Annotated in this window: 16 protein-coding genes; 12 read left to right on the top strand and 4 right to left on the bottom strand. The window is 67.2% G+C overall.

Annotation, left to right across the window (positions count from 1 at the left end):
* The first annotated feature begins 9 nt into the window (after positions 1-9).
* Positions 10-1230: a cytochrome P450 gene (locus ACFWUP_RS02310; RefSeq protein WP_379229923.1), complete on the top strand. Its 1221-nt coding sequence runs from the start codon at positions 10-12 to the stop codon at positions 1228-1230.
* Positions 1231-1273: 43 nt separating this feature from the next.
* On the opposite strand, the gene ACFWUP_RS02305 is transcribed toward ACFWUP_RS02310, so the two are convergent.
* The 3 genes from ACFWUP_RS02305 to ACFWUP_RS02295 are packed head-to-tail and all read right to left on the bottom strand — an operon-like array spanning position 1274 to position 4163.
* Positions 1274-2503 (bottom strand): cytochrome P450, encoded by a 1230-nt coding sequence (locus tag ACFWUP_RS02305; RefSeq protein ID WP_379229921.1) that lies wholly within the window; start codon positions 2501-2503, stop codon positions 1274-1276.
* Positions 2500-2928 carry a roadblock/LC7 domain-containing protein gene (locus ACFWUP_RS02300; protein ID WP_379229919.1) on the bottom strand — a complete coding sequence of 143 codons (429 nt, stop codon included), beginning with the start codon at positions 2926-2928 and terminating at the stop codon, positions 2500-2502. The genes ACFWUP_RS02305 and ACFWUP_RS02300 overlap by 4 nt, the downstream gene beginning before the upstream one ends.
* A complete protein-coding gene (locus ACFWUP_RS02295) occupies positions 2928-4163 on the bottom strand; it encodes a sensor histidine kinase (RefSeq protein ID WP_379229918.1) in 1236 nt (411 codons plus the stop codon). Before ACFWUP_RS02295 ends, ACFWUP_RS02300 begins: the two co-directional genes overlap by 1 nt.
* Before the next feature lie 431 nt (positions 4164-4594).
* On the opposite strand from ACFWUP_RS02295, the gene ACFWUP_RS02290 reads away from it, so the two are divergent.
* The 11 genes from ACFWUP_RS02290 to ACFWUP_RS02240 all read left to right on the top strand — a co-directional run bounded on the left by ACFWUP_RS02290 (position 4595) and on the right by ACFWUP_RS02240 (position 16829).
* Positions 4595-4753: a hypothetical protein gene (locus tag ACFWUP_RS02290; RefSeq protein ID WP_379229916.1), complete on the top strand. Its 159-nt coding sequence runs from the start codon at positions 4595-4597 to the stop codon at positions 4751-4753.
* Positions 4754-4990: 237 nt separating this feature from the next.
* Entirely contained in the window at positions 4991-5941 is a 951-nt protein-coding gene (locus ACFWUP_RS02285; protein WP_379229914.1) for an MHYT domain-containing protein, read from the top strand.
* Between the two features lie 867 nt (positions 5942-6808).
* Entirely contained in the window at positions 6809-7999 is a 1191-nt protein-coding gene (locus ACFWUP_RS02280) for a lipid-transfer protein (protein WP_379229912.1), read from the top strand.
* 35 nt (positions 8000-8034) lie between these two features.
* Complete coding sequence (locus tag ACFWUP_RS02275) at positions 8035-8475, top strand: SRPBCC family protein (protein ID WP_379229911.1); 441 nt, start codon at positions 8035-8037, stop codon at positions 8473-8475.
* Positions 8472-9344, top strand: a complete 873-nt coding sequence (locus tag ACFWUP_RS02270) for a MaoC/PaaZ C-terminal domain-containing protein (RefSeq protein ID WP_379229909.1) — start codon at positions 8472-8474, stop codon at positions 9342-9344. Before ACFWUP_RS02275 ends, ACFWUP_RS02270 begins: the two co-directional genes overlap by 4 nt.
* A 13-nt stretch (positions 9345-9357) precedes the next feature.
* The gene (locus ACFWUP_RS02265; protein ID WP_379229907.1) at positions 9358-10236 is read left to right on the top strand and encodes an SDR family oxidoreductase; all 879 of its coding nucleotides are present in this window, start codon (positions 9358-9360) and stop codon (positions 10234-10236) included.
* A gap of 2 nt (positions 10237-10238) precedes the next feature.
* Positions 10239-12446 (top strand): acyl-CoA dehydrogenase, encoded by a 2208-nt coding sequence (locus ACFWUP_RS02260; RefSeq protein WP_379229905.1) that lies wholly within the window; start codon positions 10239-10241, stop codon positions 12444-12446.
* Between the two features lie 220 nt (positions 12447-12666).
* Positions 12667-13350, top strand: a complete 684-nt coding sequence (locus ACFWUP_RS02255) for a TetR/AcrR family transcriptional regulator (RefSeq protein ID WP_379229903.1) — start codon at positions 12667-12669, stop codon at positions 13348-13350.
* Positions 13351-13433: 83 nt separating this feature from the next.
* Positions 13434-14393, top strand: a complete 960-nt coding sequence (locus ACFWUP_RS02250) for a diiron oxygenase (RefSeq protein ID WP_379229902.1) — start codon at positions 13434-13436, stop codon at positions 14391-14393.
* Positions 14324-15718 carry a lipase family protein gene (locus ACFWUP_RS02245; protein WP_379229900.1) on the top strand — a complete coding sequence of 465 codons (1395 nt, stop codon included), beginning with the start codon at positions 14324-14326 and terminating at the stop codon, positions 15716-15718. Before ACFWUP_RS02250 ends, ACFWUP_RS02245 begins: the two co-directional genes overlap by 70 nt.
* A 79-nt stretch (positions 15719-15797) precedes the next feature.
* Positions 15798-16829 (top strand): alpha/beta fold hydrolase, encoded by a 1032-nt coding sequence (locus ACFWUP_RS02240; RefSeq protein WP_379229898.1) that lies wholly within the window; start codon positions 15798-15800, stop codon positions 16827-16829.
* Here ACFWUP_RS02240 and fadD5 read toward each other — a convergent pair.
* Complete coding sequence (gene fadD5, locus ACFWUP_RS02235) at positions 16819-18381, bottom strand: fatty-acid--CoA ligase FadD5 (RefSeq protein ID WP_379229896.1); 1563 nt, start codon at positions 18379-18381, stop codon at positions 16819-16821. The genes ACFWUP_RS02240 and fadD5 overlap by 11 nt on opposite strands.
* Between the last annotated feature and the right edge of the window lie 5 nt (positions 18382-18386).

Raw genomic sequence — 18386 nt, 5'->3', positions numbered from 1 at the left:
GTGGAAACAGTGACGAATCGAGTCGTGCTCGACCCGACCGGGCGAGACATTCAGGGTGAGATCGCCGAGATCAGAAAGCACGGCCCGGCCGCGATGGTCGAGTTGCCGGGTGGTGTGCAGGCATGGTCGATCACCGATGCCGCACTGCTGGAGAAGCTGCTCGTCGATCCGCGGGTCTCGAAGGACGCGAGTCGGCACTGGCCCGCGTTCGTCGCCGGAGAGGTGCCCGCGGATTGGCCGTTGTTCCTGTGGGTCGCGGTGGAGAACATGTTCACCGCCTACGGTTCCGAGCACCGCAGGTTGCGCAAACTGGTGGCGCCCGCGTTCACCGCGCGACGCACCGAGGCCATGCGCGGACAGGTCGAGCGCATCACCGACGACCTGCTCGACGCGCTGGCGAAGACCCCGACGGGTCGGCCAGTGGATCTGCGCGAGCAGTTCGCCTATCCGCTGCCGATCCAGGTGATCTCGGGCCTGATGGGCGTGCCGGAATCGCTGAACCCCGGGCTGCGCACGTGCATCGACGGCATCTTCGACACCTCGCTCACCCCGGAGCAGTCGCAGGCCAACTACCTGGAGATGTACCGGATCCTGGGCGAATTGGTGGCGTTGCGCCGCGAACAGCCCGGTGACGACATCACCAGCCTGCTGATCGTTCAGCGCGACGAGGAGGAAGGTCAGCTCACCGAACAAGAGCTGATCGGCACCCTGCTGCTGGTGATCTCGGCGGGTCACGAGACCACCGTGAACCTGCTCGACCAGGCCGTCACCGCGCTGCTCACCCACCCCGAGGTGCTCGCCGGCCTGCGCGACGGCTCGATCACCTGGGCCGACACGGTGGAGGAGACGCTGCGTTACGAGTCGCCGGTCGCGCACCTGCCGTTGCGTTTCGCGGTGGAAGACATCGACATCGACGGTGTCCACATCGCCAAGGGTGACCCGATTCTGGCGAGCTACGCCGGTGCCGGTCGCGACCCGAAGCGCCACGGCGAGACCGCCGACACGTTCGATCCGACGCGAGACAACCAGTCGCACATGGCTTTCGGATACGGGGTGCACCACTGCCTCGGCGCGCCGCTGGCCCGCCTCGAGGCGCTGGTGTCGCTGCCCGCGCTGTTCGAGCGGTTCCAGCAGATGCGGCTGGCCGTGCCCGTCGCCGAGCTCGGCACCGTGCCCAGTTTCATCTCCAACGGTCACCGCAATCTGCCGGTCTACCTGCACGGCGAGTAGTCGACCGTGCTCGGCCGGCCCGTGCGGCCGGCCGAGCAGCGGTTCACAGGCCGGGTACCACCAGCGGGGGAGTGCTGGGGAACACCACCGGCAGCCCGGCCAGCGCGCGGTGGAAAGGCCCTGGCCGCCAGACCAATTCGTCCGCCGGGACCGCCAACTCGAGTTCCGGCAGCGCGTCGAGGAGCTGGTCGATGGCCTCCTGGGCGATCAGGTAGGCCGGTGATTTCGCCGGGCAGCCGTGCGGGCCGGTGCTCCACGCCAGGTGCGCACGGTTGTCGAGGAAGTCGCCGGTCCCGATCGCGGGATCGTTGTTGCACGCGGCCATGCTGATCACCACCGGCTGATGCGCGGGCAGCCACACATCGTCGACGAGGATCGGCTGGCGCGGATAGGTGGTGCAGAAGTTGGCCATCGGCGGGTCGGTGTAGAGCACCTCGTCGAGGGCGTCGCGGGTGGACAGGCTGCCGCCGAGCAGGCTGCCCGCGAAACGCTGGTCGGTGAGCATCAGCCGCACCGTGTTGAGGATCAGATTGAGCATCGGCTCGATTCCCGCGCCGTACATCGTGAGCACCTGGTTCATCAGCTCTTCGTCGGTGAGCTGCTGGGGATGCTGCACCAACCGGCTCGTCACATCGTCGGCCGGTTCGCGCTGTTTGAGCCGGACCAGGTCGTAGAGCGCGTTCTCCATCATCTGGGTGCCCGCGGCGGCCGTCTCGCCGCCCTCGAACATCTGCGCCATCCCGGTGGCGACCTGTCCGCCGATGTCATCGGGGACACCGAGCATGGCGTTGATGGTGGCGAAGATGACGGGAAAGGCGTACTGGCTCAACAGATCCGCGCTGCCGTCGGCACAGAACGAGTTGATCACCGGCATCGCGATCTGCTCGACGGTGCGATGCAGCTGGTACAGGTCGACACCAGCCAAGCCCGCGACGGTGACCTGGCGATGGCGCGTGTGCTCCACCCCGGCCGTCCGAATCGCGTTGGGGCGGTAGCACATCATCGGCAGAATCGGGCAGTCGGCGGGGATGTCGCGCTGCCACATCCGCGGGTCGGCCGGGAAGTGGTCGGGATCGTTGAGAATCTGCACCGCCGTGCGATAGCCGATCACCAGGGTGGCGGGCACGCCGGGCACCAGGTCCACCGGCACCAGCGAACCGAAGCGGTGCCGCATGGCGCGGTAGGTGCCCTGCGGGTCGGCCGCGAACTCGGCCGAGTACAGCGGCACCCGATCCTGGCCGCTGCGCGAATCCGGCGAAATGTCCAGTGTCACAGCGCGTACTCCTGATTCGACGATCGGTGCCTCGGCGACGCGCCGAGTTCGTGGCCGACCCTGGCGGCCAGTTCGTTCATGCGATGGGCGACGAGCGCGAGGTCCACATCCGGGGTGGTGGCGACACCGAGCAGCGTGCCCGCGCCCGCGGCCGTGATCAGGACCATGCCCTCGTCGTATTCGGTCATGTTCTGGCGCACCGTGTTCGCGAGCCCACCGCAGAACTCGCCGAGCACCTTGCCCAGCGAGCGCAACCCGCACGCGGCGGCGGCGAAACGCTCCGCGTCGTCGGTGCTGATGGCGCCGGAATGGGCCACCCGTAGGCCGTCCTCGGATAACAACACCGCGAAGCGGACGCCGTCGAGTGCCAGGTCGTCGAGCAGCCACGCGAGACGGTTGGTGCTGTTCGCGATCGGAGTACTCATCAGCTGTCGAGCCCTTTCGTGGAACGCGCGGCCGCGGCGCGGCCGTGTCGGGAGCCGCTGTGCCAGGCCGCGGCGAGTTCGGGGCGAGCCAGGACCTCGCCGGTGTCGAGACGCTCGTCGGCCGCGGCGACGGCGCGGCGGGTGCGCTTGGGGAGGCCACCGGTGGTGCGGTCGTGCTCGACGACCTCCGGTGCGCTGATCTCTGGAACCAGCTGCGGCGCTTCCGGTTCCGGTACCTCGGCATGCTTGGGCTGGTGGACCTCGGTGGCCGTGACGAGCAATGCCGCGGGCACGAACACCATCGCTCTGGTACCGCCGTAGATATTGGGCCCGTCGACATAGGCGGCGAAGCCGTAGCGGCGTGCGAGCGCGGCGACGCCGGGGAACCCGACCCGCGGTGACGGGCCGAGTGCGTTGATGTCGACCACGCGCTCACCGGAGAGCACCTGGCGCGCCTCCTCCATCTGCTCGCGGCTCATCCGCACGCCCGCGTCGTCGATGATCACGGTGACGCCGTGATGGCCCTGCTGGTAGGAGATGTCGACGAACGACGAGGGCGGTGAGTAGCGCAGCGCGTTGTCGAGCAGCGTCGCGACCGTGTGCACGAGCGGTTCGACCGCCCGGCTGATCACGACCTGCTCGCAGTTGCCCGGGCGCACCCGCAGGAAATCGCGCACCCGGCCGGTCGCGCCGCCCACCACGTCGCCGATGGTCTGCTGGGGCCAGCGCCTGCCGGGCAGCCCACCCGAGACGATCACGTAGGCCTGGGCCTGGCGGATCATCTGCTGGACGGTGTGGTCGATCCGGGTGAGCGTCGCGTAGACCTCGTCGTTGCGGTTCTCGCGCAACGCGTTGCTCACGACCTGGCCCACGTCGGCGCCGAGACTGACCACGGTGGTGCCGAACGCGCGCACCGCGTTGCTGGTGGCGGCGCGCGCATCGGCGGCGACCTGTGTGCGCGTGGCCTCCTGCGCGGCGACGACCTGCGCCGCGGTGCGCTCCTGTGCGGCCTGCTCGGCCAGGGTCGCCTCGTGTGCGAGCGTCCGCAACTCCTCGGCATGGGCGAGCGACAGGTGTTCCATCGCCGCGTCTTTGGCGTGGAGTTCACGCTCGGCGACCGCAAGGCGGGCGCGGACCTGACGTTCGTTGCGCAGGGCCTGCAGTGCCACGGCGACCGCGCCGAGCAGGACCACTGTCGCGAGGGAGAACAAGAAGACCGCGAGCGTCGGAGTCATCGGTTCCTTTGTCGTTGGGTACCGACCGAAGAGCCGTGGTGGCCGGGTCCTCGCCGGTCTCTCCGACGAGACTGCGCGCCGCCGACCGAAACTCACAACACGAGCGCTGCACCACAATTCGACACCGCGCACCCGAGCTCGGCCGAGTCCGGGCTCGCTGCCCGGGGTTTCGGCGACGGGAGACACGTTAGCAGTGCGAACCGCCGAGTGCACGAAACGAACTGTCGCAGAACGTAACTCGCTTTGTGGTCGGGGGCGGGAGAATTGATACCGGTGGTTTATCCGCGCCGTGTACGGTTGAGCGCATACAGGTCAGCCGCGGACCAGCGGTGACCAGCGCGTCGTCGCCGCACTCGGCCTCGAGTCACCGGCCCATTCCCTCTCTCGTCTCACCGCAGCGGCGCCGTCGATCGATCCGAGGAAGAGCCTGCATGACGAGCGATCTCGACGACGACCCGTCCGACATCACACCCGCGGATCCCGAGGAGGAAGACCCGACCGTCCACTGGCCCGAGCCGAGCCCGCTGCAGTCGTGGTGGACCGACATCATGGGTGCGAAGAAGCCGCGCCGGTTCGGTCAGCAGAGTTGACCCGGATTGCTGATCGGATGCCGCGGCTCTCGATCATCGGCTGGGTCACTGGTAGTTAGCGTGGTTAAACATGCAATGACTCACATTCGTGCGGAATAATCCCAGGTGGGATCGAGAAAGCGAACTGGACGTTCGTTCAGAGCCAAAAAGTTGCCCGCAGCACCGTATTGTCTGTCGTCGGTCGGATTTCGGTGTGCCGTGGCCGGGCTGCGGCACTGATTCGAGGGTTCTCACGGCGTGCTCGACATCTATCACTTCTCCTACGGGTGGATCACCCCCGTCCTGGCTTTCTTCATGTCCTTCGTCGGCTGTCTGCTCGGCTTGCAGTGCGCCGCGCGCGGGCGCAACGCCGAGCAGGGGCGAACCGGCTGGTTGGTGAGCTCGGCGGTCGCGATCGGCGGCACCGGCATCTGGGTGATGCACTTCATCGCGATGCTCGGCTTCACGATCGAGGGCGCCGAAATCCGCTACGACATACCGCTGACCCTGTTCAGCGCGGTGACGGCGATGGTCGTGGTCGGCATCGGCTTGTTCATGGTGAACAAACCGCAGCCGACCCTCGCCGCGCTGGTCAGCGGCGGCACGATCGCGGGCCTCGGCGTCGGCAGCATGCACTACACCGGCATGTACGCGATGAAATCCACTGCCGCGGTCGGTTACAACCTGTGGGTGGTGGCGGTGTCGATGGTGATCGCGGTGGTCGCCTCCGTCGTCGCGCTCTGGTTCACCCTGCGGGTGAAGGGCCTTCCCGCCACGATCGGTGCGGCCGCGATCATGGGCGTGGCCGTGTGCGGAATGCACTACACCGGCATGGCGGCCATGCACGCGCACGCCGGTCACCAGAACGCGCCGCCGCCGTCGGGCGCGCAGGCGATGCAGCTGCTCGGTCCGCTGATCGGGGTGATCTGCGTGGTCACCATGTTCGTGCTGATCATCGTGAGTCTGTCCGAGGTCGAGAACAAGGAATCGCTGCCCAAGATGCGTCTGAACGCGTCGGCGCCCCCGCGTGCGCAGGGTTCGTGGCCGGTGGCATCGGCAGAGGAGCGCGACAGCGCGCCGACCTACCCGGCGTTCTCGTTGGCCGCGTCCTCCGCGGCGTCCTCTGCCGGGAAGGCCAACGGCAAGTCGCTGACCTGGCCGAGGAACACCCCGAACGGGCCTGCCGACATCTCGGACATGGTGTCGTAGTAATCCTGATCGAACTCGACCTGGCCGGTGCCGTCATAAAAGAACTTCAGCGGGATCGACGGATGGAACCAGTAGTAGTTGCGGACCGGATTTCCCGCGCTGTCCACGCCCGTCAGGCCGACTTGAAACCCCTCGTCGGTCTGGAATTTGACCTCGGTCACCAGCTGGAGATGGGCGAGAAATTTCGTATCGCCGTCGGCGATACTGAGCGTGACGACTTCACCGTTGTACACGAATCCCGACATCGACGGCCTCCTCGTAGACAACCCTGACGGCCCCATCTTAGGCACTGCGGCCGAGTCGGCCTGGTCCGCGCGGCGGTGCGCCGCGGTGGCGATCCGCACAAGATTCGCAATAAGAAGACTTGTCCAGCCTGTCGATGCGTAGCGTGATTCGCCCGAGATACGCGATGCCGGTGGCTGTGTTCGCGCCGACTTTGCAATACCGGCGAGTAGGCGAATTACTTCACAAAGACCGGAAAGTATTCTTTGTGAATTCCCATTACGCGGCGCGAATTCTGATGCATGCTTTCGTCGCTCGATCGTTGGAAATCTGATGAAGTTTCGCCCTATCGAGGAGGAGCTCTACCCATGACGGAAACGATGACCGGATCTGCCGCCGACTTCCTGGCCGACGTGATCTCCAAGACGCTCGTGAGTCTGGCAACGTCGATGAGCGCCGCCTGAGTCGATGAGCGTCGGCTGATCGACGCCGAACCCGCTGGGGGTCGCACCGTTCCAGGTGCGGCCCCTGCTGCATTTTCGAACCATGTTGCCCAAGGTGTTGACCTGGACGCCGTGTCCAACCTAAGTTACGTGGACACCGTGTCTCAGGTATCCGGGACACACGGCACACGGGAGTGCGTTCATGACACAGAGGGTGTTCGTCGTCGGCGTCGGCATGACGAAGTTCGAGAAGCCGGGCTCGCTGGAGTGGGACTATCCGGACATGGCCCGCGAGGCAGGCACCAAGGCGCTCGCCGATGCCGGAATCGACTACGACCAGGTCGAACAGGCCTACGTCGGCTACGTGTACGGCGAGTCCACCTCGGGCCAACGCGCGGTCTACGAGCTGGGCCTCACCGGTATTCCGGTGGTCAACGTCAACAACAACTGCTCCACCGGATCCACCGCGCTCTACCTCGCGGCCCAGGCGATCCGCGGCGGACTGGCCGAGTGCACCCTTGCGCTGGGCTTCGAGAAGATGCAGCCCGGCTCGCTCGGTTCGACCTACGACGACCGTGAACAGCCGATGATGAAGCACCTGCTGGCGCTGGCCGAACTGCAGGAATTCGCCATGCCGCCCGCGCCGTACATGTTCGGTGCCGCCGGTAAGGAGCACATGGAGCTCTACGGCACCACCGCCGAGCAGTTCGCCAAGATCGGCGTGAAGAACCACAAGCACTCGGTGAACAACCCGTACGCGCAGTTCCAGAAGGAATACAGCCTCGAGGAAGTCCTCGGCGCCAAGCAGATCTACGGCCCGCTCACCAAGCTGCAGTGCTCGCCGACCTCCGACGGTTCCGGCGCGGTGATCCTGGCCAGCGAAGCCTTCGTCGACCGGCACAACCTGGCCGATCGGGCCGTGGAGATCGTCGGCCAGGCGATGGTCACCGACCTGGCGTCCACCTTCTCCGACCCGACCGCGATCAACCTGGTCGGCTCCTCCATGTCGCGCACCGCCGCACAGAAGGTCTACGAGCAGGCCGGCATCGGCCCCGACGACGTCGACGTCATCGAACTGCACGACTGCTTCTCCACCAACGAACTGCTCACCTACGAGGCCCTCGGCCTGTGCGCGCCGGGTGAAGGCGGTCGTCTCGTCGACGACAACGCCACCACCTACGGCGGCAAGTGGGTCGTGAACCCCTCGGGCGGCCTGATCTCCAAGGGTCATCCCCTCGGCGCCACCGGCCTCGCCCAGTGCAGCGAACTCACCTGGCAGCTGCGCGGCAATGCCGACGCCCGCCAGGTCACCGACGCGCGAATCGCCTTGCAACACAACATCGGTCTGGGTGGTGCGGTCGTCGTGACCGCCTACCGCCCCGCCAACCGCTGACCCTTTCCCTACCGAATCACATCAGGAGTAACACCATGGCATCTGTGTCCGTTTCCACCGCCCTGCCCGTCGCCCCCGAGGTCGCGTGGGCCCGTCTGAGCGATCTCGCGAACTGGGAAGAGTGGCTGACCATCCACGAGGGCTGGCGCGGCGACCTGCCCGCCGAGCTGGCCGCGGGTTCGCGTTTCACCGAGGTCGTCTCGGTGATGAACATGGCCAACAAGATCGAGTGGACCGTCGCCGAGGTCGTCCCGAACTCGTTCCTGCGCATCACCGGCGCCGGCATGGCCGGTGTCACCATCGAATTCGCGCTGAAGGTGGAGGCCACCGACACCGGCTCCACGGCCGCGTTCGACGCGAGCTTCAAGGGCGCGATGATCGTGGGCCCGATCGGTAAGGCCGTGGCCAAGCACGCCGAAGCCGACCTCAAGGAGTCGATGGACAAGTTCAACGCGCTCGTCGGATCGGCCGCATGACCACCTCGGAATCGGCCGGAGTCGTCTTCGACGGCTCCACCCTGGGGGAGTGGACCGACGAAGAGCGGTTCTCGGTCACCAAGGAACGGATCGCGGAATACGCTGCGGCGACCAATGATCCGATCCCCGTGCATCTGTCGGGCGAGATCGCCCCGCCGGTGTTCGCGGTGGTTCCGGTGTTCACCTCGATGGCGCCCGCCGCGCTGTCGGTCGCCCCGGTGGAACTGCTGATGAAGCTGGTCCACGGTGAGCAGGACTTCCTGTTCCACCGCCCGATCCGGGCCGGTGACGAACTGGTGGTGAAGGCCAAGCCGATCGGCTACGTGGGCCGGCCCAACGGTTCGACCGTGGTCATCTACGCCGAAACCCGTGACGCGGCAGGCGAACTCGTCAACGAACAGTGGATGACCGCGTTCTTCCGCAAGGTCGACGCCGGTCCCGGTGAAGGCGAGCTCGCGCCCGCGCACCGGATCACCGACGAGGACCGGGCAGGCGAGCCCGCCGCGAAGGTCACCGCGCACGTCGACGAGGACCAGACCTTCAGGTACTCACCGGCCTCGGGTGACCCGATGCCGATCCACCTCGATGACGAGATCGCCCGCATGGCAGGGCTTCCCGGCATCATCAACCACGGTCTGTGCACCATGGCGTTCACGTCGTGGGCCGCGCTGACCGAACTCGCCGACGGCGACACCTCGCGCCTGCGCAGGCTGGCCGTGCGGTTCGCCAAGCCGGTGCTTCCCAATCAGAACATCACCACCACCTTCTGGCCCACCGCGTCCGCTGATCCCGCCGTGCGCGTCTACGCCTTCGAGACCGAAGCCGTGGGCGAGATCGCGATCACCGACGGCCGCGTCGAATTCAACTAGGAGAGTAAGACTTATGGGAAAACTCGACGGTCGTGTCGCGGTCATCACCGGTGCCGGTCGCGGCATCGGCCGCGAACACGCCCTGCTGTTCGCCCGCGAGGGCGCCAAGGTCGTGGTCAATGACCTCGGCGGCGCCAACGACGGCACCGGCACCGACGCGGGCCCCGCCCAGCAGGTGGTCGACGAGATCGTCGCCGCCGGCGGTACCGCGGTCGCCAACACCGACAACATCGCTACCTGGGACGGCGCGAAAGCCCTTGTCGACCAGGCGATCAGCGAATACGGCACGCTGAACATCGTGGTGAACAACGCGGGCATCCTGCGTGACGCGTTCATCGCGGGCATGGACGAATCGCAGTGGGATTCGGTCATCGCGGTGCACCTCAAGGGTCACGCCGCCACGCTGCATCACGCCGCGGCGTACTGGAAGGCGCAGTCCAAGGCGGGCACCCCGGTGTCGGCCTCGGTGATCAACACCGCCTCGGCTTCGGGCACGTTCATGCCCAACGCTGGTCAGGGCAACTACGGTGCGGCCAAGGCGGGCATCGCCGCGCTGACGCTGGTCGCTGCCGACGAGCTCGAGCGCTACGGCGTGCGGGTCAACGCGATCGCCCCGATCGCCCGCACCCGCCTGACCCTGGCCACCCCCGGCATGGGCGCGCTGTTCGCCGCCGAGGTGCCAGAGGGTGAGTTCGACGCGTTCGCCCCCGCCAACATCTCCCCGCTGGTCGCCCACCTCGCCGAGGCCGACTGCACGATCACCGGCAAGGTGTTCGCCGTGCAGGGTGGCGCGATCGTCGAACTGGCCGGTTGGCATGACGTGCGCACTGTCGAGACCGACGGCCCGTGGACCATCGACGAGGTGGCCGCCCAGCTGAAAGAGACCAACTAGCCATGGCGCGCAACAGTTATGAGCTCGGTGTCGGCGTCAGCGAGGACCACCTGGCCCTCGCCGACGCGGTCGCCGGTTTCGTGGAGCGGACCATCACGGCCGAGGTCGTGCGGTCCGCGGTCGAGTCCACCGACACGGGCAAGCTCCCGTACTGGGATGCCCTCGTCGGGCAGGATCTGCTGAGCCTGCACATCGCCGAGAACCTCGGCGGTCAGGGCGCCGGTCTGCTGACGCTGGCCGTGGCGCTCGAGCCGCTCGGCCGGGGCCTGCACACCGGTCCGTTCGTGCCGACCGTGCTCGCCTCGGCGGTGCTGGCCGCAAGCGCCGGGGACAGCTCGGCCCGGCTCGCCGGATTGGCCGACGGGTCGCGCACCGGTGCGGTGGCGCTGTCGTCGAACCTGACCGGCACGCTCACTGATGGTGTGCTGACCGTGAACGGCACGGCCGACGGTGTCCTGGGGGCACTGACCGCCGATGTGATCATCGCGCCGGTGACGGTGGCCGACGAGCAGCGGTGGGTCGCCTTCGAGAACATCGAGCTGACGATCAGCACGCAGGACAGCATCGACGTGCTGCGCGGTTCCGCACGGCTGCAGGCGGATTCGGTCGAACTCGCCTTCGACCGCGTGCTCGACGTGCCTTCGGCACGCGTGCGTTCGCTGGCCGCGGTGGTGCTCGGCGCCGAGGCGGTCGGCGTGATGTCGTGGTGTGTGTCGACCGCGTCGGAATACGCCAAGACCCGCGTGCAGTTCGGTCGCCCGATCGGTCAGTTCCAGGGTGTCAAGCACAAGTGCGCCCAGATGGGCATCGCGCTGGAGAAGGCGCGCGCGGTGTTGTGGGATGCCGCGTTCGCCCTCGATCGCGATGACGACACCGCCGATTACGCGGCCGCCGTTGCCGCGCTGATCATTCCGGACGCCGCCGTGACGGTGGCCCAGGAGTGCATTCAGGTGCACGGTGGCATCGGCTTCACCTGGGAGCACGACGCACACCTGTACTACCGGCGCGCGCTCGCGTTGCGTGGGCAGCTCGGTGCGCGTGACGTGCGGGCCGACGCGGTGGCCGACTACGCGCTGTCCGGGCTCACCCTGTCCAGCGAACTGGAACTGCCTGCCGAGGCCGAGCAGATCCGGGCCGCTGTCCGGGCCGAGCTCGCCGAGATCGCGGCGATCGACGACGAGGACGACCAGCTCGTCGCCCTCGGTGACGGTGGCTGGAACCTGCCGCACCTGCCCCGCCCCTATGGTCGGTCGGCCTCGCCGCTCGAGCAGGTGGTGATCGCGCAGGAGATCAAGGCCTCCGGCATCCAGATGCCGCAGCTGCTGATGGGCACCTGGGCGGTCGGCGCGCTCGTGCCGCACGGTGACGAACGCCAGAAGCAGGAACTGGTCGTGCCGACCCTGCGCGGTGAACTGGTGTGGTGCCAGCTGTTCAGCGAACCGGGCGCAGGCTCGGACCTCGCGGGTCTGACCACCAAGGCCACCAAGGTCGACGGTGGCTGGAGCGTGACCGGCCAGAAGATCTGGACCACAGTCGCGCAGTTCTCGGACTGGGCGATGCTGATCGCCCGCACCAGCCCCGACAAGCCCAAGCACGAAGGCATCACCTACTTCGTGCTGGACATGTCCTCGCCCGGCATCACGGTGCGTCCCCTGCGGGAGATGACCGGATCGGCACTGTTCAACGAAGTGTTCCTCGACGAGGTGTTCATCCCGGACGAGAACGTGGTCGGCACCGTCGACGACGGCTGGCACGTGGCCCGCACCACCCTCGCGGGTGAGCGCGTGGCCCTGAGCCAGAAGATGGAGGCCTACGCCACCGACACGGACCTGCTCCGTTTCGCGACCGGCCGTGACCTCTCCCCGGTGGCCCGCTACCAACTCGGCGAACTCATGGCCGAGAGCCGGGCGGTCGACGTGATCAGCTCCCGAGTGGTGCTCAAGCAGCTGTCCGGCATCGACGTGTCCACCACGTCCAGCGTCGGAAAACTGCTGGGAATGGCACTCGGACAGGCGATTTCGGAATACGTCGTCGCCGAACTCGGCGTAGCAGGCGTGGTGTCGGTACCCGGTGAACGCAGCGACCACGCGATGGAACAACTCATCGCGGGCCGTGCCACCACCATCTACGGCGGCACCACCGAAGTCCAGCTCAACGTCATCGGCGAACGCATGCTCGGCCTCCCCCGAGACGCCTCAGCCACCGCGTGAGTACCGGTCGGGCATCGGCACCCCCGACGCCCGACCGCCCCCATCCCCACCCGGATAGCCGCACCCCGTGGACTACAGTCCGTAGTAGCACAACCACCCGGACCGGGTAACCCTGCCGAGTCTCTACCAAAGGGGCCCCGAAGGGCCCCGCTCGAGCGCGCCAGCGCTCCAAAAACACAGCCCCAACTACCCGGGCCAGGTAAACAGTGAGGAGGAACGCGTGACCGCACAGCACACCGACGGCAGAGCCACCCGCTGGGACCGCCACCGTGCCGACCGCCGCGAACTCATCCTCACCGCCGCCCTCGAAGCCGTCCAATCCCAAGGCGTCTCCGTAGGCGTCCAGGAAATCGCCGACCGCGCGGGCGTTCCCCGCTCGGTCCTGTACCGCCTCTTCAAAGACCGCCAGGACCTGGACGAACAACTGCGCGCCCGCATCATCGACGACCTGATGACCGCGCTGGCCCCCACGCTGAACCCCGAAGGGACCGTCACCGAGGCGATCGCCCGTTCCATCGACGCCTACGTCGGCTGGATCGCCACCAACCCCCGCCTGCACTACTTCCTCGGCGCGGGCTCGGACGCGACCAAGGGCCGCAACTCGCCCATCGTCTCCGGCACGAAAATCGCCATCGCGGGCACCCTGCGCGAGATCTTCGAAACCGCGTTGCGCGCTCAATCGGCCCCCGTGGCGGTCGCCGAACCGATGGCCTTCGGCCTGGTGAGCTTCGTGGACGGCAGCGTGAACCGCTGGCTGAGCCGCTCGATGCAGCCCATGGACGCCGAAGAATTGTCGTCCTACCTGCAGATCGCCATCTGGGCGGTCATCGACGCCAGTCTGCGCGAAGTGGGCATCGCGCTCGATCCGCTGACCTCGATCGCGGAATTCACTGCCGCGAATTAGCTGTGACACGCAGTAGCGTCAACTCTTGTATGGGACCACTGGTACCAGTAAACTGGTAGGTGGAACCACCCGAGGAGACACCGATGACGTTGTCCAGCTATCACGAGACCCTGCAGAGCCTGTCCGAGGGCTCGGTCACCAAACACTTCGATCCCTACGTCGACATCGACTGGGATTCGCCCGATTTTGCCGTGCACTCCGATGATCCGCGCTGGATCATGCCGGATGAGGACCCGCTCGGCCACCACCCCTGGTACAAAGCGCAGCCGGTCGCACGGCAGATCGCGATGGGGCTGTGGCGCCAAGCCGGCATCGCGAAGGTGGGTATCGACTTCGAGCAGCTGCTGATCCGCGGGCTGATGCAGTACCTGATCTCGGTCCCCAACGGTGACCCCGAGTTCCGCTACGCCACGCACGAGGCTGCCGAAGAGTGCAACCACACGATGATGTTCCAGGAGATGATCAACCGCATCGGCTATCTCGATGTGGTCGGTATGGGGACCATCGATCGCAAGCTCACGATGGTCATCTGGCCCGCGGTGAAGTACTTTCCCAACTTCTTCTTCACGATGGTCCTCGGCGGTGAGGAGCCGATCGACCACCTGCAGAAAGCGTTGCTGCGCAGCGGAATCGAACAGCACCCGATGGTCCACCGGGTCATGGAGATCCACGTGGCCGAGGAAGCCAGGCACATCTCGTTCGCCCACGAATATCTGCGCCGCAATGTGCCGACGTCGAGCCCGGTCGCGAAATCCGTACTGTCGGTGGTCTTTCCGATCACCATGCGGGTGATGCTGTCGATGATCGCGACCCCGTCGAAGGAGTTCGTCGACAAGTTCGACGTGCCCGCTGAGGTAATGCGTGAGGCGTACTGGGGCAGCCCCGGTTCCCAGCACATCAAGCGTGACGTGTTCACCGATGTGCGCGCGCTGGCCACCGACATCGGCCTGATGAACCCGGTCGCCAAGCGGGTATGGCGCCTGCTCGGCATCGACGGACCGGTCTCGCGCTACCGCAGCGAGCCCGCGCGCAGAGCCGTATGAAGCCCGAGAGCTGGGCCGCGCCCACCCGAGCCGTGGTCCCGGACAAAGATCCGTTCTACACACCTCGGCCGGGCTTCGAAAGCCTGGCCGAGGGCACGATCCTGCGCTCGCGGCCGGTCGAACTGGCCGCATTCGGCCTGATCGGGTTGAAGGTGCGGGCGTGGCAGTTGCTTTATCGCACAACCGATCTCAACGGGATGCCCGAGGCCACGGTCACCACCGTGGTCGCACCGCTCGGCGGTGTCGCGCCCGGTGCGCCGCTGCTGTCGTTCCAGTGCGCGATCGACGCCATCTCGCCGCGCGCGTTCCCGTCGTACGCGTTGCAGCGTGGCTCGCGCGCCATCGGCACCTTCGCCCATGTCGAACTCCTGTGTTTCGCCGATGCCCTGACCAGGGGTTGGGCGATCTCGATCCCGGATCACGAAGGCATGCTCGGCGCGTGGGGCGCACCCCGCGAGCCGGGCTACCGCGCACTCGACGGAATCCGCGCGGCGCTGTCCTTCGAGCCCGGCGGGCTCGACCCGTCGGCACAGGTCGGCCTGTGGGGATATTCGGGCGGTGGCCTGGCGACGGCGTGGGCCGCGGAGATGGCACCGTCCTACGCGCCCGAACTCGACATCGCGGGCGCCGTGCTCGGCTCCCCGGTGGGTGACCTGGTGTCGACCTTCCATCGGCTCAACGGCAGCCTGCACGCGGGCCTGCCGATGCTGGTCGTGGCCGGTCTGCGCCGGGTGTATCCGGCGTTCGAAGAGCTCGTCGCCACCCATTTCAGCGACGAAGGCCGCGCGGTGCTCGACAAGGCCGCCCGGTCGACGACCGCCGCCGCGGTCATGCGCCTGGCCCGCTACAACGTCGACCGGCACAGCGGCACCCCGATCGCCGAGTTGCTCGCCATGGAAGCGATGCTGGCAGTCTTCGCCGACCTCACGCTCGGTGACCGCGCGCCCACCGTGCCGCTGCTGGTCGTGCAGGGCGTGCACGACCAGATCATCGCGGTCGAGGATATCGACGCGCTGGTGCAGCGCTACCGCGACCGCGGCGCGCACGTGACCTACCTGCGGGATCGGGGGAGTGAGCACATCAGCCTGCTGCCGCTGTCGACACCGCTGAGCCTGAACTGGCTCGCCGACCGGTTCGCCGGTGTCGCGGTGACACCCTCGCACACCCGCACGGTCCGCAGCGTGCTCGCGCTGCCGGCGGGGAGTCGTGGGCTCGGCTCCCTCGTGCGCAGTGCGTTCCGGGTCCTGTTCGGGCGACCGATCACCGCGTCGGCAACCGGTCACGGCAGCGAGCGCACGGGCCGTGAAGCACGTCACGCGGCGTGAAAACAGAACTTACTCACTGGTAAGATACGGATAACGTGTCTGCCGACAGGCAGCAACTGGTGAGGTAAGGGGTTTACCGATGGGGATCGTTGCCGAGCTGCCGCGCGCAGTGCGCAATGTGTGGTCGGTGTCGTTCGGTGGGGGCCTCGAGTCCTATCGGCCCACGCCGTCGACGACGGTGTACGAGGGGCCGCACCGCCACCTGAAGCGCTACGCCCGCGCCACCCCGGCGACGGGCAATCCGGTGCTGCTCGTGCCGCCCCTCGCGGTGACGACGGCGTGCTTCGACCTGCGTCCCGGGCAGAGCCTGGTGGGCTTTCTGCTCGAGCAGGGCAGGCAGCCCTACGTCATCGACTACGGCGAATTCGGTTATGCCGACCGCGATCTCGGCCTCGAGGACTGGACCGACGACATCCTGCCCGAGGCGATCTCACGGGTCTCCGAAGAACACGACGGCCGTGGTGTCGACATCATCGGCTGGTCACTGGGCGGCGTGCTCGCCCTGCTGACCGCCGCCTCGCACGCCGACCTGCCGATCGCCTCGATCACCTGCCTGGCCGCGCCGATCGACCAGGCGCGCACCGCGTTCCTGATCCCGCTGCGCCTGGTCTCCAAGGTGACCGGTGGTCGGGAGATGGCCCTGGCCACCAAGATCATGGGCGGCATCCCGCAGGAATTCGTGCGGCTGGGGTTCCGGATCCAGGCCATCGACCGCGAGCTCGCCAAGCCGATGTACTTGGCCCGCAACGCCTTCGACACCGAAGCGCTGGCGAAGATGGAGGCCACCGACCGGTTCATGGCCAGCATGCCCGGCTACCCCGGCCGCTCCTACTGGCAGATCTACCGCAGCCTGGTGCTGCGCAACGAACTCGCGACCGGGTCGATCCGCTTGCGCTCGGACCTGGTGATCGAACTGTCGAAGGTCACCTGCCGCGTGCTGCTGGCGGGTAGCCGCAGCGACGTGGTGGTGCCCGCGGCCTCGGTGCGCCGCGGCCTCGATGTGCTGCCCAACGCCGAGGTGGAGTTCGTCGAGGTCAGCGGCGGACACCTCGGATTGGTGTCCGCCGCCGACACGACCTGGCCCGCGATCGAGGAATTCCTCAGCCGCTGACCACCGCCGTCCCGTGCTGTGCGCGCAGCTCGTGCTTGATCACCTTGCCGCCCGCATTGCGCGGCAGCGCGTCCACGATGACGAGCGCTTTCGGGTGCTTATAGCGGGCGAGGTGGGCGTCGAGGTGAGGGGCGAGATCGGCCAGGTCGATCTCGCCGTCCTCGGCGGCGACGACCGCGACGGGCACCTCGCCCCACCGGTCGTCGGCCCGGCCGATCACCGCCGCCTCCCGGATCAGGGGATGGGCGAACAGCACGTTCTCGACTTCGGCGCAGTAGATGTTCTCGCCGCCGGAGATGATCATGTCCTTCTTGCGGTCCACCACGTAGACGAAACCCTCCGCGTCGCGGCGCACCAGATCCCCGGAGTGGAACCAGCCACCCGCGAACGCATCGGCGGTCGCACGCGGATTGTTCCAGTACTCGCGCATCAAAGTCGGCCCGCGATAAACGATTTCGCCGATTTCACCCGGCTCGACATCGTGCATCTCGTCGTCGACGATGCGGGTGGCGATGGTGGGGATCGGCTTGCCGACCGAGCCGAGCTTGCGAATCGCGTCCTCGCCGTCGAGCACACAGGTGATCGGCGACATCTCCGTCTGCCCGAACACGGCCACGTTGAGCGCGTTCGGGAAGGTCTCGGCCATCGCGCGCAGCACCGTGTCCGAGGCGGGTGCGGCACCCCAGCTGATCACCCGCAAACGCAGATCACGCTGTGCCACCGTCGGATCGGCGCACACCAGCTGCCACTGGGCGGGCACGAGGAACACCGAGGTGGCCCGCTCGCGTTCCCACGCGTCGAGGATCTCGGTGACGTCGAAGGCCTTGAGCGGGTGGATCACCGTCAGCGTACCGAGCACGAAACAGGCTGCGACACTGCCCAATCCGGCGATGTGGAACAGCGGTGACGCGCAGAACGCGACATCGTCGGTGCGGTAGTGCATGGCCCGGATGCAGGTGAGGGCCTGGGCGTTCATATTGAGATGGGTCAGCACCGCGCCCTTGGGGTTTCCGGTGGTGCCGGAGGTGTACATGATCAGGGCGGCACTGTCTTCGGCGATGTCGCGCGGCTCGTGCGGTGCGCCGTCCTCGGCGAGCAGATCCTCGTAGCCGAGTGACCCGTCACCGGTCGCGCGCCCGACCACGATGCGGGTGGCCAATGCGTCGGTCAGCGACGACACGGCGCCGACCAGCGGCGCGAGCACGACATCGGTGATCACCACCGTCGCACCGCTGTCACCCACCTGGTACGCGATCTCGGGTGGGGTCAGCCGGAAATTCACCGGGACGGCGATCGCGCCGAGGGTGTTGATCGCGAAAACGGACTCGATGTACTCGGTGTTGTTGAGCATCAGGATCATCACGCGATCACCGTCGCCGACCCCGCGCCGGGCGAGTGCGTCGGCGAGACGTTCCACCCGCCAATGTAATTCGCCCCAGCTCGTGGTCTTGCCGAGATAGCGAAGGGCGGGATCGTCGGGGCGGGTGGTGGCGTGCATCGCGATCTGGTTCATCCAGTGATTACGGCGTGAACGCATCGGTTCGGTGGACATCTGAG

Origin of the sequence: Nocardia sp. NPDC058658 (assembly GCF_042716665.1) — a bacterium.
In the GTDB taxonomy this organism is placed as follows: Bacteria; Actinomycetota; Actinomycetes; order Mycobacteriales; family Mycobacteriaceae; genus Nocardia.
The sequence above is the reverse complement of the archived record's forward strand: the minus strand, read 5'-3'. Positions and strand labels throughout refer to the sequence as shown.

Bases quoted from the DNA above. Each gene is read 5' to 3' on its own strand.
- fadD5 (WP_379229896.1), bottom strand. From the start codon at position 18,381: ATGTCCACCGAACCGATGCGTTCACGCCGTAATCACTGGATGAACCAG.
- ACFWUP_RS02295 (WP_379229918.1), bottom strand. From the start codon at position 4,163: ATGACTCCGACGCTCGCGGTCTTCTTGTTCTCCCTCGCGACAGTGGTC.
- ACFWUP_RS02240 (WP_379229898.1), top strand. From the start codon at position 15,798: ATGGGGATCGTTGCCGAGCTGCCGCGCGCAGTGCGCAATGTGTGGTCG.
- ACFWUP_RS02245 (WP_379229900.1), top strand. From the start codon at position 14,324: ATGGCGCCTGCTCGGCATCGACGGACCGGTCTCGCGCTACCGCAGCGA.
- ACFWUP_RS02290 (WP_379229916.1), top strand. From the start codon at position 4,595: ATGACGAGCGATCTCGACGACGACCCGTCCGACATCACACCCGCGGAT.
- ACFWUP_RS02250 (WP_379229902.1), top strand. From the start codon at position 13,434: ATGACGTTGTCCAGCTATCACGAGACCCTGCAGAGCCTGTCCGAGGGC.
- ACFWUP_RS02275 (WP_379229911.1), top strand. From the start codon at position 8,035: ATGGCATCTGTGTCCGTTTCCACCGCCCTGCCCGTCGCCCCCGAGGTC.
- ACFWUP_RS02265 (WP_379229907.1), top strand. From the start codon at position 9,358: ATGGGAAAACTCGACGGTCGTGTCGCGGTCATCACCGGTGCCGGTCGC.
- ACFWUP_RS02260 (WP_379229905.1), top strand. From the start codon at position 10,239: ATGGCGCGCAACAGTTATGAGCTCGGTGTCGGCGTCAGCGAGGACCAC.
- ACFWUP_RS02300 (WP_379229919.1), bottom strand. From the start codon at position 2,928: ATGAGTACTCCGATCGCGAACAGCACCAACCGTCTCGCGTGGCTGCTC.
- ACFWUP_RS02270 (WP_379229909.1), top strand. From the start codon at position 8,472: ATGACCACCTCGGAATCGGCCGGAGTCGTCTTCGACGGCTCCACCCTG.
- ACFWUP_RS02280 (WP_379229912.1), top strand. From the start codon at position 6,809: ATGACACAGAGGGTGTTCGTCGTCGGCGTCGGCATGACGAAGTTCGAG.